Genomic DNA, 16,531 nt, shown 5'->3' on the forward strand with positions numbered 1-16,531 from the left:
ATTGTTCAGAAAAATGGCCGGATCGGGCGTTTTCTCGGTTGACGGCCCCATAACGCCTTCCTAGTGTCCCGCGCAGTTTCGGACAGGAGCCTGAAGGTGCTTCACCTTATTCTTGTAATGGTAGATCGGATGCGCATGGGTCGGTGACGACAGCCATATCGGAACCCCATGCGCCCTCGGACACCCGCCGGGGGCTTTTTTATGCCGGAACGCAAGGCCAAGGGGCCAATGGAAGAGAGCGGTAAGTTAGCAATGGAAGGACATCCGCGATGACACGCCAGATGACAGGCGCGAAGATGGTGATCGAAGCCCTCAAGGAGCAGGGTGTCGATACGGTATTCGGCTACCCGGGCGGCGCGGTGCTCCCCATCTACGACGAGATCTTCCAGCAGAACGAGATCCGCCACATCCTCGTGCGTCACGAACAGGGCGCGGTGCATGCCGCTGAGGGCTATGCCCGCTCGACCGGCAAGCCCGGCGTCGTTCTGGTGACCTCCGGCCCCGGCGCGACGAACGCGGTCACGGGCCTGGTCGATGCGCTGATGGATTCGATCCCGCTGGTCGTGCTGACCGGGCAGGTGCCGACCTTCATGATCGGCTCGGACGCCTTCCAGGAGGCCGACACCGTCGGCATCACCCGCCCCTGCACCAAGATGAACTGGCTGGTGAAAGACACCGACAAGCTGTCGGGCACGATCCACGAGGCCTTCCACATCGCCACCGAAGGCCGCCCCGGCCCGGTTCTGGTCGACCTGCCCAAGGACGTGCAATTCGCCACGGGCACCTACACCTCGAAGCCGCAGGTCAAAAGCCACTACCAGCCGCGCGTGAAGGGCGACACCGCCATGATCGAAGCGCTGGTCGAGGCGATGGAACAGGCCGAGCGCCCGATCTTCTACACCGGCGGCGGCGTCATCAACTCGGGCCCCAAGGCCAGCCAGCTGTTGCGCGAACTGGTCGAGGCGACGGGGTTCCCGATCACCTCGACGCTGATGGGCCTGGGTTCCTACCCGGCCTCGGGTGACAAATGGCTGGGGATGCTGGGCATGCACGGTCTCTACGAGGCCAACCTCGCGATGCATGACTGCGACCTGATGATCAATATCGGCGCCCGGTTCGATGACCGCATCACCGGCCGCATCGCCGATTTCAGCCCCGGCTCGCGCAAGGCGCATATCGATATCGACCCGTCCTCGATCAACAAGGTGATCCACGCCGATTTCCCGATCATCGGCGACGTGGCGCATGTGCTGGAAGACATGCTGCGCATCTGGAAGGCGCGCGGGCGCAAGACCCAGTCCGAGGCGCTGACCAAGTGGTGGGAGCAGATCGACCAGTGGCGCGCGGTGAAATGCCTGCGCTACACCAACTCGGAGACGGTCATCAAACCGCAATACGCGCTTGAACGCCTCGAGGCGCTGACCAAGGGCCGCGACCGCTACATCGCGACCGAGGTGGGCCAGCACCAGATGTGGGCGGCGCAGTTCCTGGGCTTCGAGGACCCGAACCGCTGGATGACATCCGGGGGCCTGGGGACCATGGGCTATGGCGTCCCGGCCTCGATCGGCGTTCAGATTGCCCATCCCGAAGCGCTGGTCATCAACGTGGCCGGCGAAGGCTCGTGGCTGATGAACATGCAGGAGATGGGCACCGCGGTGCAGTATCGCGCCCCGGTCAAGCAGTTCATCCTCAACAACGAACGCCTGGGCATGGTGCGCCAATGGCAAGAACTTCTGCATGGCGAGCGATACTCGCACAGCTGGTCCGAGGCGCTGCCCGATTTCGTGAAACTGGCCGAGGCCTTCGGCTGCAAGGGCATCCTTTGCACCGATCCGGCCGATCTGGACGATGCGATCATGGAAATGCTCGAGTATGACGGTCCGGTCATCTTCGACTGCGTGGTCGAAAAGCACGAGAACTGCTTCCCGATGATCCCCTCGGGCAAGGCCCATAACGAGATGCTCCTGGGCGAGGCCGAGACGCAGGGCGTCATCCAGGAAGGCGGCGCCGTTCTCGTCTGACGGCGCATGAAAGCATGTTTGGAAGGCGGGCCCGGTTCGGCCCGCCTTTTTCTTTGCCGCCCGACCCTTAGCGGCCTTGCCGTCCAAGTGCGCCGGTTCATGGCCCGAAAGCGACATGAAAAATGTCGCTTTTCACCCTTTCAAGTCGCCCCTCGACATGTTGTGTTGGAACCTTTCCCGGCCCCATGGGTTGGCGAACAGCAGAAAAAACGAAAACCGGAGGGACACGTGTTCAGACACATCATGGTTCCGGTCGATCTCGGCCATGTCGAGAAACTCGATCGTGCACTCAGCGTCGCTGCGGACCTCGCGCGCCACTACAAGGCGCGCGTGACCTATGTCGGCGTCACGTCACCGCAACCGGGCTCGGTTGCCCACACGCCCCGCGAATTTGCCGAGAAACTGGCGCGTTTTGCCGCCGCGCAGGCCGAGGTGCGCCGCATCGAGGATGTCGCCTCGGACCCGATCACGGTGCATGACCCGTCGATCGACCTCGACAAGACGCTGGCGAAAACGGGCGAAGACCTTGGCGCCGACCTGATCGTCATGGGCTCGCACATCCCGCGTCGCTTCGACATGCGCAGCCATGGCGGGCATCTCGCGGCGCTGAGCCATCACTCGGTGATGATCGTGCGCGACGACGCGTAGGCCATCGCGACGCCAACACCAAGACCCCACGAAAGACCGCCCCTCACACGCCGGATCCCGGCGGCGGGCGGCCCACATCAAAGGGAACACGCATGACAGAAGAAAATACGGACATGCAGGGGATCCCCGCGCCCGAGGGCGACGCGGACCTGATCTCCACCGATTACAATATCGGACAGGACAATATCGAAGGCACCGTCGGTCCCTTCGGCTTTGACATTCATAACCCGGTCTTCCTGATCTCCGGCCTCTCGGTCGTGGCCTTTGTGTTCTACACGCTTGCGCTGCCGGAACAGTCGGGCGAGCTTTTCTCATGGCTCTTCGCGCAGGTGACGCAGGGCTTTGACTGGTTCTTCCTCGGGGCGGCGAACATCTTCGTCATCTTCTGCCTCGTGCTGATCTTCACGCCGCTGGGATCGGTCCGCCTGGGCGGCGTCGATGCCCGGCCCGACTATACCTATGCGGGCTGGTTCGCGATGCTGTTCGCCGCTGGCATGGGCATCGGCCTGATGTTCTACGGCGTGTCCGAACCGATGAGCCACTTCTCCTCCTCGATGGGCGGCACGGCCGCCGAGGGGGGCGCCCGCACCGACTGGGCGCCGCTTGGCGCGGCCGCGGGCGACGAACAGGCCGCCATTCGCCTTGGCATGGCCGCGACCATCTTCCACTGGGCGCTGCACCCTTGGGCTATCTACGCCGTGGTGGCGCTGGCGCTGGCGCTGTTCAGCTACAACAAGGGCCTGCCGCTGACGATCCGCTCGGCCTTCTACCCGATCCTCGGTGAACGCGTCTGGGGCTGGTGGGGCCATGTCATCGACACGCTGGCGGTCTTTGCCACGCTCTTCGGTCTTGCCACCTCGCTCGGCTTCGGCGCGACGCAGGCCAATGCCGGTCTCAACCACCTGTTCGGAGTGCCGATCAGCAACACCACCGAGGTGATCCTGATCTCGGCGATCACCGCCGTGGCGCTGATCTCGGTGCTGCGCGGCCTCGACGGCGGGGTGAAGGTCCTCTCCGAGATCAACATGGGCCTGGCCTTCGTGCTGCTGCTCTTCGTGCTGCTGGCCGGACCGACCATCGCGATCCTGACCGGCTTTGCCGATTACCTCTGGGCCTATGTCGTCAACCTGCCCGCGCTGTCGAACCCGGTCGGGCGCGAAGACACCAACTTCATGCAGGGCTGGACGTCCTTCTACTGGGCGTGGTGGATCTCCTGGTCGCCCTTCGTCGGCATGTTCATCGCCCGCGTCAGCCGGGGCCGCAGCGTGCGCGAGTTCATCATCTGCGTCCTGCTGATCCCCTCGCTGGTCTGCGTGCTGTGGATGTCGGTCTTCGGTGGCGTCGCGATCCAGCAGGTCGTGCAGGATGGCTACACCGCCGCGCAGGAGGCCGATCTGCCGCTGCAACTCTTCTACATGCTGGAAGAGCTGCCGCTGTCGGCGATCACCTCCTTCGTCGGGATCATCCTCGTGATCGTGTTCTTCGTCACCTCGTCGGATTCCGGCTCGCTGGTCATCGACACGATCACCGCCGGCGGCAAGATCGACGCGCCGGTGCCGCAGCGCGTGTTCTGGTGCACCTTCGAGGGCGCGGTCGCCATCGTGTTGCTGCTCTCGGCGGGGGGGCTTGCCTCGCTGCAATCCATGGTGATCTCGACCGGCCTGCCCTTCACGGTCGTCCTTCTGCTGATGTGCTGGGCGATCTTCCGCGGGCTTCAGTCGGAACGCGCCAACACCTGATCCACACCTGGGATCACGGACCAATCACCGCCCCCGCCGGGATCGCGCTTGATCCCGGCGGGGGCATGTGTATTCAGGGCGGACCGCAAAGGGAGACCCGGGTTCATGTCGCCGCTCAATATCGAAAAAGGCTCCACCAGCCATTCCGCCTACGACCTCCGCAGCCACATGTCGGACGAGGTTGAAACCCATACCCTCGCCGTCCTGGTGCAGAACGAGGCAGGCGTGCTGGCACGGGTCATCGGCCTGTTCTCGGGGCGCGGCTACAACATCGAGAGCCTGACCGTCGCCGAAGTCGACCGCGAGGGGCACCGTTCGCGCATCACCATCGTGACCAGCGGCACGCCGCAGGTGATCCAGCAGATCCGCATGCAGCTCGAACGCATGGTGCCGGTCCACGAGGTTTCCGACCTGACCGTCGAAGGCCCCTTCGTCAGCCGCGAACTGGCGCTGATCAAGGTCGTCTCCAAGGGCGAGCACCGGGTCGAGGCGCTGCGCATCGCCGAGATCTTCCGCGCCAACGTGGTCGACTCGACGCTGGAGTCCTTCGTGTTCGAGATCACCGGCACGCCCGAAAAAGTCGATGCCTTTTGCGAGTTGATGCGCCCGCTTGGCGATGTCCGCCTGGCCCGCACCGGCGTCGCGGCCATCGCGCGCGGGCTGTGATCCGGGCCGCATCCCTCGCCGCCGGGCTGGCCTTCGGGCTGGCCCTGCCGCTGGTCGCGCAAGAGATGGGCGGCGTCACCCTGAACGCGCCGCTTCCCGGCACCCTGCCCGATCCCGTGGGCAGCGAGGTGCAGGGCCCCTTCGCCTACACGCTCTGGCAGTTTGAGGACGGCACGGCCATGTCGGCCACCGCCGACGCGCAAACGGGCGCGGTCTATTACGCCGAGATCTGGAATGACGCGGGCGGCGCAAGGCCCGCCCCCGTTCCCGGCATGGTGTTCGGCGAAACCACGCAGGCGGAGTTGGTCGCGCGGTTCGGGTCCGAAGGCATCGTCTTCGAGGATCGGGGCCGCGCCGCGGCGGCCGGCGACATGGCCGCCTTCTTCCACAGCTACGAGATCGAGGGCGGCACTGCCGTCGTCTCCTTCGTCACCATCATGCCGTTGGCCGAGGCCAGCCCCGAAACCGCCGGGGCGGCCCTGCTCGATTCCGTGATCCTTGGGCACGGCCCCTATCTCGACCTGATCTGGGGCGCCAACCGGGGCCGGATCGAGGGCTATGCGCCCATCGCCGACCCGTTCACCGGCGACTGACGAAAACGCATCCGGGAAACGACGCCGGGACGAGCAGGGCCCGCCGTCCCGACGCGGGGTAACTGGGGACGTTCCCCGGATGCCGGCCCGGGCACGAGGTGTCTGCGTGGCCCCGCGCCCGAACCGATCCCCCGGGCGATCAGCCCGCCGGGATCAGGCCAGCCTCTTCGGCCGTCGCGATTTCCTCGGCGCTCAGCATGCCGTCACCATCGGCGTCGAGGGCCGCGAATTCCTCTTCGGTCATCTCCGGCATCGCGGTGAGAACCTCTTCGTAGCTGACCATCCCGTCACCGTCGGCGTCGAGGCTTTCGGCCTGCCCCATGGCAAGGCCCGCCCCCACGATCAGCGCGGTGAAAGCCCCGGTCAGAACGGCGAGCGTGGATCCGCGGCGCGGGGTCAGAAGCATCTCGGTCATGTGTCATCTCTCCTCATTACAGGGTCGCTTGGGCTCACGGCCTCTGCCGCACCCGTAAAGGAAGACAGCCGAACGCCGCGTTTCTTCCCTGTCCCGGCCCACCGGCCTTGGCATCGGCATGGCCCCGCGCGCCGGGGCGGTTTCGCTCGGCGTCCCTCCGCGCATCCAAATCGCGCGTGGCAAGGCCTCGCCCATCGCCGTCCGCCATCGGCGGGGCGCCGCGCGCGCGGCACGGCGGGTCTGGACGGGATGCGGGGCGCAGGCTCAGCCTTGCGCGAGTGCCACCAGTTTCGGGACCGCCTCAGATGATGACCAGCGACGACGACGAAACCGCCCTCCCCGTCCCTGTCGATCTCGTCCCGGTCGATCTGGCCCCGCCCCCGGTGGCCGACCCGCGCGCCTTCGCGGCCCTTCTTCCCGACCTCAGGCGGCACGCGCAGCGGCTGGCCCGCAGTGCCGAGGATGCCGACGACCTCGTTCAGGACACGCTCTTGCGGGTCTGGGCTCGGCTGGAAGAAGCGCGGCGCGGCACTCCCGACGCCAAGCCGGTCGAAGACCTGCGCGCCTACGCTTTCGCCACGCTGCGCGGCCGCGCCACGGCGCGCCACGGCCAGGGCCTGCGCCCCGTGCCGGACAGCCACCGCCTTGCCCCGCCGCCGCCCGCGCTGGTGAACCACGCCGAGGGGGAAGCGCCCAAGGGCACCGACCGCCTGGCCGTGTCCGAGGCGCTGGCCGCCCTCGACCGCTTGCCGCCCCGACAGGCCCGCCTGCTTCGCATGCGTGCCGTCGACGGGCTGAGCTATGCGCAGATCGCCAAGGTCACCGGCCTGCCCATGGGCACCGTCACCTCGCGCATGGCCCGGGGCCGCGCCGCGCTGCGCGATGCGCTCGACCTGCCCGAAGGCGCGTCGGTCACCGATTTGCTCGGCCCGCGCTGACGCCACCACCAAGGCCCAATCCCGACATGCCCCATGTCGCCCGCGGGCAAGACGCCCCCGCCCCCTCCGTCCACCGTTTCGGCCACCCGCCCGACTGACAACGGAGGCCGACATGCCCGAGGATATCCACCCCGCCCCGCTCGACCGCGTCCGCGCCCCGATCGACCGCGCCAACGGCCTTCCCAACGCGCATTACATCGACCCCGCGACCATCGCCGAGGAAAACCGCGCCGTCCTGGAAACCACATGGGCCGCACTGGCGGTGGGGGCCGACGTGCCGGAGCCAGGCGATGCGAAACCGATGGAGTTCCTTGGCCAGCCGCTTCTGCTCTTGCGCGACGACGCCGGCGCGGTTCGCGTGTTCTACAACATCTGCCGCCATCGCGGCATGATCCTGGTCGAGGAGCCGCGCAAGATCGAAGGCGCGATCCGCTGCCCCTATCATTCCTGGTGCTACGCCAAGGATGGCCGCCTGGTCGCCACGCCGCATGTCGGCGGGCCGGGCCAGAACGCCCACCCGGGCATCGAGCGCGCGACCCTCGGCCTGGTCGAGGTCCGCAGCCATGTCTGGATGGATGTCGTCTTCATCAACCTCTCTGGCGACGCGCCCGAGTTCGCCGAGGTGCACGCCGACCTGATCGCCCGCTGGGCCGAGTTCGACCGCCCGCTCTATCACGGCGGCGCGGACAGCACCTTCATTCTGGAGGTGCACACCAACTGGAAACTCGCCGTCGAGAATTACTGCGAAAGCTACCACCTGCCCTGGGTCCATCCCGGCCTGAACAGCTATTCCCGGCTGGAGGATCACTACCATATCGAGCAACCGGGCCAGTATTCAGGCCAGGGCACCCTCGTCTACCGCCAGTTGCGCGGCACCATGGAAGAGGTCTTTCCCGATTTCGACGGGCTGTCGGACAAGTGGGACACGGGCGCGGAATACGTGGCCGTCTATCCCAACCTGTTGTTGGGCGTGCATCGCGACCACACCTTCGCCATCGTGCTGGAACCCGTCGCCCATGACCGCACGCGCGAGCATGTGCATATCTACTACGCGCAGCCGCAGACCGACGAGGTGATGCGCGCCAAGAACGCGACGCAATGGAAAGGCGTTTTCGTCGAGGACATCTTCGTGGTCGAGGGGATGCAGCGTGGCCGCTTTGCCAGCGGCTTCGACGGCGGGCGGTTTTCGCCCGCGATGGACGGGCCGACGCATTGCTTCCACGCCTGGGTCGCTGGCCGGTTGGAGGCCTTGCGCGAGGGCACGGCATGAGCGCCGCGCCGGAGGCCTGGCTGCCCGATTGCGGGCCGGTCCCGCCCGATCCGGCGCGCGCGGCGCTCGATGCGGCGCTCCTGACCGCGCACGCGATGAAGGACCGCGACGCGCTGATCCGCCTCTATGCCGAGGCGGCCGAGATCAGCGACGGCACCGCCGCCGCCTTCTACCTGACCCACGCCTTCGTCTTCGCCTTGGAGGCCGGTGACCCGCGCGCGCCTGTCCTGCGCGCGAAACTGGTCGAGATCGGGGCGGATATCCCCTAGGCGCGCTCAGCCGGTGCCAAGAATGATGCGCACGTAATCCTGCGTTTCCGCATAAGGCGGAATGCCGTCATGCGCCCGCACGGCCTCGGGGCCCGCATTATAGGCCGCAAGCGCGTGATCCCAGCGACCGAAATCGCGATATTGCTGCGCCAGATAGCGCGCGCCCGCATCCAGATTGGCGCTCGGGTCGGTCGGATCGACACCCAGAAGGCTGGCCGTGTCCGGCATCAGTTGCGCAAGACCGATCGCGCCTGCATGGCTGACCGCCTCGGGGTTCCAGCCGCTTTCCTGGTGCACGAGGCGCAGGAACAGGTCCTCGGGGATGCCATGGCGGCGCGCGGCGCTGCGGGCCACGTCCAGCCACGGGCCGGAATACCCGCCGGCATAGGCCGGAATCCCATCGCGACGCTCGGCATCGGGGCGCAGGCGCGCGGAAAACTGGTATTGCGTGGAGGCGCGGTTATCAAGCAGCGTAAACGCGCTGCCGAACCGGTCGGGCAGGCCTTGCGCCGACGCCACGGCAGGCACCGCCGCGACGACCGCGGCCACGATCACCCGAAAGCTTCCCCGAAAGCGCATCCGATCTCTCCATCCCCGTCAAAACCGGGCGGAATATACGGATTTTGCGCGGAATTTCCAGCCTGCGCCGCGTCAGGCCACCGCGTCGGCCATTCGCCGCGCAGGGACGCGGCGAAAAATACCGCGCCGATAAGCCTTTTATTAAAGTTTTTGTGGTGATCTAAACGCTGAAACCGAGCCGCGGCGGGAATCGTCCCGTGCCCGCGGCATGACTGATGCAAAGGCGTGGAGGACGAAGATGGCCGGTTCCGTCAACAAGGTGATCCTGATCGGCAACCTGGGCCGCGACCCCGAGGTGCGCAGCTTTCAGAACGGCGGCAAGGTGTGCAATCTGCGCATCGCCACCTCCGAGACCTGGAAGGACCGCAACACGGGCGAACGGCGCGAGCGGACCGAGTGGCACTCGGTCGCGATCTTCAACGAGAACCTCGCACGACTGGCCGAGCAGTACCTGCGCAAAGGCTCCAAGGTCTATATCGAGGGCAAACTGGAGACCCGCAAATGGCAGGACCAAAGCGGTCAGGACCGGTATTCGACCGAGGTCGTGCTGCGCCCCTACGCGGGCGAGTTGACCTTCCTCGACGGGCGTGACGGCGGCCAGGGTGGCGGCGGCGGTGGGTATGGCGGCGGCGCCTCGGGCGGCGGCTACGGCGGCGGCTCCAGCTTCCCCGATGATCGCGGCGGCCCTCCGGGCGGCGGCTATGGCGGCCCGTCGGGTGGCAACGACATGGATGACGAGATCCCGTTCTGAGGCGGGATGCGTCCAGGTACCACGACTATTTGACATGAGGGCTCCGCGCGCTTTGCGCCGGGCCGGGGATGGGGCGATGCAGCCGATCAATCCGAACGTGAGGGGCACCTTTCCGCCACCGGTGATGGAGGCGCGCCGCTGGATCGCGGGCAAAAGCTTTCCGCCCGACCGCCCGCTGATCAACCTCAGCCAGGCCGCGCCCGTGGACCCGCCCCCCGAGGCGCTGAAACAGGCGATGGCCCGCGCCGTGATGGAGTATGACGCCACCCATCTCTACGGGCCGGTCCTGGGCAACCAGGACCTGCGCGACGAACTCGCCAGCCAATGGTCCAAGGCCTATGGCGGCACGATCCGCCCCGCGCAGGTCGCCGTCACCGCAGGCTGCAACCAGGCCTTCTGCGCCGCGATGGCGACGATCGCAGGCCCCGGTGACGAAGTCATCCTGCCGCTGCCCTATTACTTCAACCACAAGATGTGGCTGGACATGCAGGGCGTGGCCACCGTCGGCCTGCCCACCGATGACGACCTTCTGCCCGACCCCGAGCGCGCCGCGCACCTCATCACCGAGCGCACCCGCGCCATCGTTCTGGTCACGCCCAACAATCCAGCTGGCGTCGAATACCCGCCCGCACTGATCGCCGCTTTCCGCGACCTCGCCCGCGCCCATGGCCTCGCGCTGCTGGTCGATGAAACCTACCGCGATTTCCACTCCTCGACCGACGCGCCGCATGACCTTTTCACCGATCCCGATTGGGACGAGACGCTGGTCCATCTCTACTCCTTCTCCAAGGCCTACCGCCTGACCGGCCACCGCGTCGGCGCCCTGATGGCCTCCGAGGCGCGGCTGGCCGAGGTCGAGAAATTCCTCGACACGGTCGCGATTTGCCCGCCGCAGGTGGGCCAGGTCGGCGCGCTTTGGGGGATGCGGAACCTGTCCGAGTGGCTGGCCGGCGAACGGCTGGAGATCCTCGCGCGGCGCGATGCCCTGATCGCGGGGTTCCAGCGCCTGCCCGACTGGCAGCTTCTGGGCTGCGGCGCCTATTTCGCCTATGTCCGCCACCCGTTCGACGCGCCCTCGGACACGGTCGCCAAGCAGCTGGTGGATGACGCGGGCCTTCTGACCCTGCCGGGCACCATGTTCGGCCCGCTGAAACCCGAGGGTGGCAGCGGACAGGCCGAGGCGACGCTCCGGATCGCCTTCGCCAATGCCGATGCCGAGGGCCTTGCCGAAGTGGCGCAGAGACTGGCCGCGATCACCCCCTGAGCAACCCTTGCCCCGCCCCGGCCTTCCGCGTAAGTCGGACAGGCGGAATTGCGACGATGAAAGGACGAAAAACCCCATGGCGAAATCGGCTGTGAAGAAAGCCTCCAACGTCTTCGTCTGGATCATCCTCGGCCTTCTGATGATCGGCCTTGCCGGCTTTGGCATCGGGTCCTTCGGCGGCTCGGCCACGCGCGTGGGCCAGGTGGGCGATGTCGAGATCACGGCAAATGACTATGCCCGCGCGCTGCAAAACGAGATCCGCGCCCGCATCGCCGAGACGGGCGAGCCGGTGAACCTCGCCGATCTGCGGGCGCAGGGCATCGACACCGCCGTGCTGCAGGCCATGGTCGCCCGCGCCGCGCTGTCGAACGCCGCGATGGAGATGGGCCTGTCGGTCGGCGATGAAGAGGTCGCGCGCCAGATCACCGAGATCGACGCCTTCGCGGGCGTGGACGGGGAATTCGACCGTGAAAGCTATGAATTCGTGCTGTCGCAGCAGGGCCTCGACCCGGCCGAGTTCGAAGAGGACGTGCGCGAGGACACCGCCCGCTCGATCCTGCAAATGGCGGTTGTGGGCGGCCTTTCGGCCCCTGCCGTCTATGCCGAGACGCTTGTTGCCTTTCAGGGCGAGACGCGCGATTTCTCGATCGTCAGCGTGACCGAAAGCGATCTGGCCGATGGCCTGCCCGAGCCGACGGACGCGGACCTGACCGCCTATTACGACGAAAACCCCGAACGGTTCACCCGCCCGCAGGCCAAGGCGATTACCTATGCCTGGATCACGCCCGAGCAGATCATGGACGATGTCGAGGTCGACGAAGACACCCTGCGCGGCCTCTATGACGAGCGGATCGAGCTTTACGTCCAGCCCGAACGCCGCCTTCTGGAGCGGCTGGTCTTCGGCACCGAAGAGGCCGCGCAAGAGGCCGTCGACGCGATCGCGGCCGGGGAGACGGATTTCGACGCGCTGGTCGCCGAGCGGGAACTGACGCTGGAAGACGTCGATATCGGCGAGGTGGCCGAGGGCGATCTGCCCACCGCCGCCGCCGAGGTGATCTTCAACGACACCGAGAGCGAGATCCTCGGGCCCCTGCCCTCGACGCTCGGCCCCGCGATCTATCGCGTGAACGCCGTGTTGCAGGCGACCGAGGTGCCGTTCGAAGAGGCCCGCGACGACCTGCGCCAGGAACTGGCCGAAGACGCCGCCCGCCGTCAGATCGACGACATGCGCGAGATGATCGACGACGAACTGGCCTCTGGCGCGACGCTGGAAGAACTGGCGAACCTGACCGCGATGACCCTTGGGCAGATCGAATACGTCGCCACGTCCGAGGACGAGATCGCGGCCTATGACGCCTTCCGGGACGCCGCCGATGCCGTGCGCGAAGGCGATTTCCCCGAATTGCTGGACCTCTCCGATGGCGGGCTTTTCGCGCTGCGCCTTGACGAGGTGATCCCGCCGAGCCTGCCGCCGCTCGACGAGATCGAGGACGAGGTTTCCGCAGCCTGGCGCGCCACCGCGCTGCGCGCCGCCGTGGCCGAGCGCGCCTCGGACATGGTGACCGAACTGGCCGAGGGCGCCGCGCTGGAAGATCTGGGCGCCGTGGCCGAGGAACGCCTCATCCGCCGTCAGGATTTCGTGCCCGACATGCCCCCCACGATGGTGGCGCAGGCGTTCCAGCTGGACGAGCCGGGCGATATCGTCATGGTTCCGGCCGCCGAGGCCGCGCATATCGTGCGCCTCGACGCGATCAACCCCGCCGCGCGCGACGCGCCCGACACCTCGATCCTGTTGCAGATCCTGTCCCAGACCGTGACGCAATCGCTGGCGCAGGACATTTTCGAAAGCTACGGGCAGGCGCTTGAGGTGCAGGCCGGCATCGAGCTTGACCAAGGCGTGATCAACGCCGTGCACGCGACGTTCCCGTAATGGCCCTGACCCCGGATTTCGAGAGTTTCGAGGCCGGCTGGACCGCCGGAAAGAACCAGCTGGTCTATGCAAGGCTGGCGGCCGATCTCGACACGCCCGTCTCGCTCATGCTGAAGCTGACCGAGGCCGGGCGCGATGCCTTCATCCTGGAATCCGTCACCGGTGGAGAGGTGCGCGGGCGCTACTCGATCATCGGGATGAAACCCGACCTGATCTGGGAATGCCGGGGCGAGGAAAGCCGGTTGAACCGCGCCGCGCGCTACGATCGCGAGGCGTTCGAACCCTGCGACGCGCCACCGCTGGAAGCCGTACGCGCCCTGCTGGCCGAATCCGCCATCGACATGCCTGCCGACCTGCCCGCCGCTGCCGCAGGGCTGTTCGGCTATCTCGGCTATGACATGATCCGGCTGGTCGAGCATCTGCCGAACGTGAACCCCGACCCGCTCGGCCTGCCCGACGCGGTGCTGATGCGCCCCTCGGTCGTGGCGGTTCTGGACGGGGTGAAGGGCGAGGTGACGGTCGTGGCGCCCGCCTGGGCCTCGTCCGGCCTGTCGGCACGCGCCGCCTATGCGCAGGCCGCCGAGCGTGTCTCGGACGCGCTGCGCGACCTGGAACGCGCGCCGCCCGCCGCCGCGCGCGAGATGGGCGCGGCGCTGGAGGTGGGCGAGCCCGTCTCGAATTTCGCCAAGGCCGACTATCTCGCCGCCGTGGAAACCGCCAAGGACTATATCCGCGCGGGCGACATCTTCCAGGTGGTGCCCTCGCAGCGCTGGACGCTCGACTTCCCGCAGCCGCCCTTCGCGCTCTACCGCGCGCTGCGGCGCACGAACCCGTCGCCCTTCATGTTCTATTTCAATTTCGGCGGCTTCCAGGTGATCGGCGCCAGCCCCGAGATCCTCGTGCGGGTCTTCGGCGGAGAGGTCACGATCCGCCCCATCGCGGGCACCCGCCCCCGCGGCGCGACCCCCGAAGAGGATCGCGCGCTGGAGGCCGACCTGATGGCCGACGAAAAGGAATTGGCCGAGCACCTGATGCTGCTGGACCTGGGCCGCAACGACGTGGGCCGCGTCGCCAAGATCGGCACGGTGCATCCGACCGAGGAATTCATCGTCGAGCGCTATAGCCACGTCATGCATATCGTCTCCAACGTCGTGGGCGAGTTGAGCGAGGAGCATGACGCGCTGTCGGCGCTTCTGGCCGGTCTGCCCGCAGGCACGGTGTCGGGTGCGCCCAAGGTGCGCGCGATGGAGATCATCGACGAGTTGGAGCCGGAAAAGCGCGGCGTCTATGGTGGCGGCGTGGGCTATTTCAGCGCCGGGGGCGACATGGACATGTGCATCGCGCTGCGCACCGCCGTGGTGCAGGATGGCAAGCTATACATCCAGGCGGGCGGCGGCGTCGTCTATGACAGCGACCCCGAGGCCGAGTTCATGGAAACCGTGAACAAGTCCCGCGCCATCCGCAAGGCGGCCGAGGATGCGGGCCATTTCACAGGGCGCGGCAACAGCTGAGCATCCGGGGCTTTTCCTGGGTTATGCGTCAGTCCTGCACGGAACGGCGCAGCACCTCGGAAACGGGCGCAACGGCGACCCCTTCGTCACGACCTGACAACGCCCAGGAAAACAGTGCTGTAACCGTATCGGGCCGGGTGCGACCGGCGACGACAACCGCACCTTCCTGCTGCGCGGCGAACTCGGCGCGCCCGAGGTAGCGGGTGATGACGGTCGCGCGCTGATCCTCGTCATCGAGCAGTCGGAACAGCGTCGCGGCGGGCACATCGGCCCTGAGCGCGCTTTGCTCGGCGGCGTTCAACCCGCGCGGAAAGGCCAGCAATCCCTGCCCCGCCGCGCCAGCCCGCCCCACCACGGCATCGAGCGCCGGACGGTTCGACTGGATGCGGCTGTCAGGCGTGTCGAGGATGGCGATGGCCTCGGGCACAGCCTCGGAGGCGACGGACAGCGCGACCTCGGCATCCTGCGCCGTCGCGTCGGCGGGCACCGCCGTGCCCAGCATCAGCACCTCGAACCCGGCTTCGCGGAAAGCGGCGGCGCGCATGGCGGCATCGGGGCGCAGCGGGTCGATGGCGAACGCGACAGGGAAGGAAAACCGTGTCAGCGTGGGGATGTCGAGGCCCGCCTCGGGATCGTCGATCAGGATGACGGCGATCAACGGGCGGGTCTCGCTGCTGTCGTAGGGCACGGAATAGGCGGCAAGCGCGCCGGTCGCTGCCTCGGCTTCCGGCTCGGGCGTGGATGTCTCCTCGTCTGCCATAGGCTCGGACGCCTCGGGGGCGGGCGCCGTGATCTGAGGCAAGGTCCCACTCTCACCGGGGCGCAACCGCCTCGGTTGAACCGGGGCGTCGGACGCGACGTCGTCCTCTCGTGGCGCGTCGACCTGCGGCGCCGGATCGGCGGTCGCGACGGGCGGCTGCGGCACGGCAGGTGGCGGCGCGGTCGGGATCACCGAGGGCGTGCTCAGGTCGTCCTCGGTCACGAGGCCGACCGGCGCGCTGCCCTCTGGCTGCACGAGGCGGCGAACAGGCGGCAGAGGCGCGTCGGGGTCGATCACCGGTTCTGGCGAGGCGGGGGCTTCCTCATCGGCAACCGGCCCCTCGGGCGTCGTCGGAGCCGGGTCGACAGCGGCGGCCTCCTCAGTCACCGGGGCGGGGTCTGTTGCCGTTTCGGGGGCCACGTCAGCCACGTCAGCCTCGACCGCCGCGTCCGGCTCGGGCGGGGCAACCTGCGGCAAAGGCGCGGTGCGCGTGGACGGGATCGGCGCGGCCTCGGTGCCCTGGCTGGGCAGAACGGTGGGCTGCGGTCGCGCCGGGCTGGCCGCATCGCCCGCCCCCATGGACGGCGGGGCAAGGTCGAGTGTGGCGAACGCACCCGGCGCGGGCGCGGTGGGCACGGTCGCGATATCGGGTTGCGGTGCCGGCGCGGTGTCGAGGGCTTGCGGGCTGGTGCCATCGGGCGCAGGCAAGGCGCGCGGCGCGGCGGCGGCGGGGGCTTCGTCGGTCGTGGGCAGCGCGGCTTCTTCCTCGGGCGGCGGGCGATTGAACTCGCTGCCGGAGGGCAGAGGGATCTCGGTGGCGGGACCGCTGGCGTCGGGCTGGTCGCTGTCGGGTTCGGGCGTGGGGGCCGGTTCGGGCGCTGGAGCCTCGGCGGACTCGGGCGCCGTTTCAGGCGCGGCGGCGTCCGCCTCGGCCTCGTCGGGCGTAGCCTCGTCCTCTGCGGGGGTGTCGCCCTGCCCCGCGCCCGTGCCGACCGCGGTTGAAGACTCGCTTTCACCCTCCGGGGCCGGGGCCGCGGCCATGCGTGGCCCCCGTTCGGGCAGCGGCGTCGACAGCGACACGGCCACCGATACGATCAGCGCCACCAGCGCCCCCCAGATCACGCCCAGAAAGATGCCGCGCCCCATTCGAAGTCCTTCCTGCTCATGCCGTTTGCCG

Annotated in this window: 15 protein-coding genes; 12 read left to right on the forward strand and 3 right to left on the reverse strand. The window is 67.8% G+C overall.

The window, feature by feature from the left end; all coding sequences use genetic code 11:
* Nucleotides 1–269 precede the first annotated feature (269 nt).
* The 5 genes from KUV65_RS03880 to KUV65_RS03900 all read left to right on the forward strand — a co-directional run bounded on the left by KUV65_RS03880 (nt 270) and on the right by KUV65_RS03900 (nt 5,667).
* The gene (locus tag KUV65_RS03880) at nt 270–2,021 is read left to right on the forward strand and encodes an acetolactate synthase 3 large subunit (RefSeq protein ID WP_222187709.1); all 1,752 of its coding nucleotides are present in this window, start codon (nt 270–272) and stop codon (nt 2,019–2,021) included.
* A 228-nt stretch (nt 2,022–2,249) separates the two neighbouring features.
* Entirely contained in the window at nt 2,250–2,669 is a 420-nt protein-coding gene (locus KUV65_RS03885; protein ID WP_222187711.1) for a universal stress protein, read from the forward strand.
* A 92-nt stretch (nt 2,670–2,761) separates the two neighbouring features.
* Nucleotides 2,762–4,408: a BCCT family transporter gene (locus tag KUV65_RS03890; RefSeq protein WP_222187713.1), complete on the forward strand. Its 1,647-nt coding sequence runs from the start codon at nt 2,762–2,764 to the stop codon at nt 4,406–4,408.
* A gap of 105 nt (nt 4,409–4,513) precedes the next feature.
* Entirely contained in the window at nt 4,514–5,074 is a 561-nt protein-coding gene (gene ilvN / locus KUV65_RS03895; RefSeq protein ID WP_222187715.1) for an acetolactate synthase small subunit, read from the forward strand.
* Complete coding sequence (locus KUV65_RS03900) at nt 5,071–5,667, forward strand: hypothetical protein (protein WP_222187717.1); 597 nt, start codon at nt 5,071–5,073, stop codon at nt 5,665–5,667. The genes ilvN and KUV65_RS03900 overlap by 4 nt, the downstream gene beginning before the upstream one ends.
* Nucleotides 5,668–5,806: 139 nt before the next feature.
* On the opposite strand, the gene KUV65_RS03905 is transcribed toward KUV65_RS03900, so the two are convergent.
* Nucleotides 5,807–6,082 (reverse strand): hypothetical protein, encoded by a 276-nt coding sequence (locus KUV65_RS03905; RefSeq protein WP_222187720.1) that lies wholly within the window; start codon nt 6,080–6,082, stop codon nt 5,807–5,809.
* Between the two features lie 305 nt (nt 6,083–6,387).
* Between KUV65_RS03905 and KUV65_RS03910 the strand changes: the two genes are divergently transcribed.
* The 3 genes from KUV65_RS03910 (at nt 6,388) to KUV65_RS03920 (ending at nt 8,559) form a co-directional block, all read left to right on the forward strand.
* Nucleotides 6,388–7,020: an RNA polymerase sigma factor gene (locus tag KUV65_RS03910; RefSeq protein ID WP_222187721.1), complete on the forward strand. Its 633-nt coding sequence runs from the start codon at nt 6,388–6,390 to the stop codon at nt 7,018–7,020.
* 112 nt (nt 7,021–7,132) lie between these two features.
* Nucleotides 7,133–8,290, forward strand: a complete 1,158-nt coding sequence (locus KUV65_RS03915) for an aromatic ring-hydroxylating oxygenase subunit alpha (RefSeq protein ID WP_222187723.1) — start codon at nt 7,133–7,135, stop codon at nt 8,288–8,290.
* Nucleotides 8,287–8,559 (forward strand): hypothetical protein, encoded by a 273-nt coding sequence (locus KUV65_RS03920; RefSeq protein WP_222189695.1) that lies wholly within the window; start codon nt 8,287–8,289, stop codon nt 8,557–8,559. The genes KUV65_RS03915 and KUV65_RS03920 overlap by 4 nt, the downstream gene beginning before the upstream one ends.
* A 6-nt stretch (nt 8,560–8,565) precedes the next feature.
* Here the strand turns inward: KUV65_RS03920 and KUV65_RS03925 are convergent, their stop codons facing one another.
* Nucleotides 8,566–9,138 carry a lytic transglycosylase domain-containing protein gene (locus KUV65_RS03925; RefSeq protein ID WP_222187725.1) on the reverse strand — a complete coding sequence of 191 codons (573 nt, stop codon included), beginning with the start codon at nt 9,136–9,138 and terminating at the stop codon, nt 8,566–8,568.
* Between the two features lie 238 nt (nt 9,139–9,376).
* Here KUV65_RS03925 and ssb point away from each other — a divergent pair, with 238 nt between their 5' ends.
* The 4 genes from ssb to trpE all read left to right on the forward strand — a co-directional run bounded on the left by ssb (nt 9,377) and on the right by trpE (nt 14,594).
* On the forward strand, nt 9,377–9,889 hold the full coding sequence (ssb, locus tag KUV65_RS03930) for a single-stranded DNA-binding protein (RefSeq protein WP_222187727.1): 513 nt from the start codon (nt 9,377–9,379) through the stop codon (nt 9,887–9,889).
* A gap of 76 nt (nt 9,890–9,965) precedes the next feature.
* Nucleotides 9,966–11,153 (forward strand): aminotransferase, encoded by a 1,188-nt coding sequence (locus tag KUV65_RS03935; RefSeq protein WP_222187729.1) that lies wholly within the window; start codon nt 9,966–9,968, stop codon nt 11,151–11,153.
* Between the two features lie 76 nt (nt 11,154–11,229).
* Nucleotides 11,230–13,083: a peptidylprolyl isomerase gene (locus KUV65_RS03940; RefSeq protein ID WP_222187731.1), complete on the forward strand. Its 1,854-nt coding sequence runs from the start codon at nt 11,230–11,232 to the stop codon at nt 13,081–13,083.
* On the forward strand, nt 13,083–14,594 hold the full coding sequence (gene trpE / locus KUV65_RS03945; RefSeq protein ID WP_222187732.1) for an anthranilate synthase component I: 1,512 nt from the start codon (nt 13,083–13,085) through the stop codon (nt 14,592–14,594). Before KUV65_RS03940 ends, trpE begins: the two co-directional genes overlap by 1 nt.
* A 28-nt stretch (nt 14,595–14,622) precedes the next feature.
* Here the strand turns inward: trpE and KUV65_RS03950 are convergent, their stop codons facing one another.
* Entirely contained in the window at nt 14,623–16,500 is a 1,878-nt protein-coding gene (locus KUV65_RS03950; protein WP_222187733.1) for a divergent polysaccharide deacetylase family protein, read from the reverse strand.
* Between the last annotated feature and the right edge of the window lie 31 nt (nt 16,501–16,531).

Source organism: Maritalea mobilis, from assembly GCF_019800885.1.
Taxonomy (GTDB): Bacteria; Pseudomonadota; Alphaproteobacteria; order Rhodobacterales; family Rhodobacteraceae; genus Roseibacterium; species Roseibacterium beibuensis.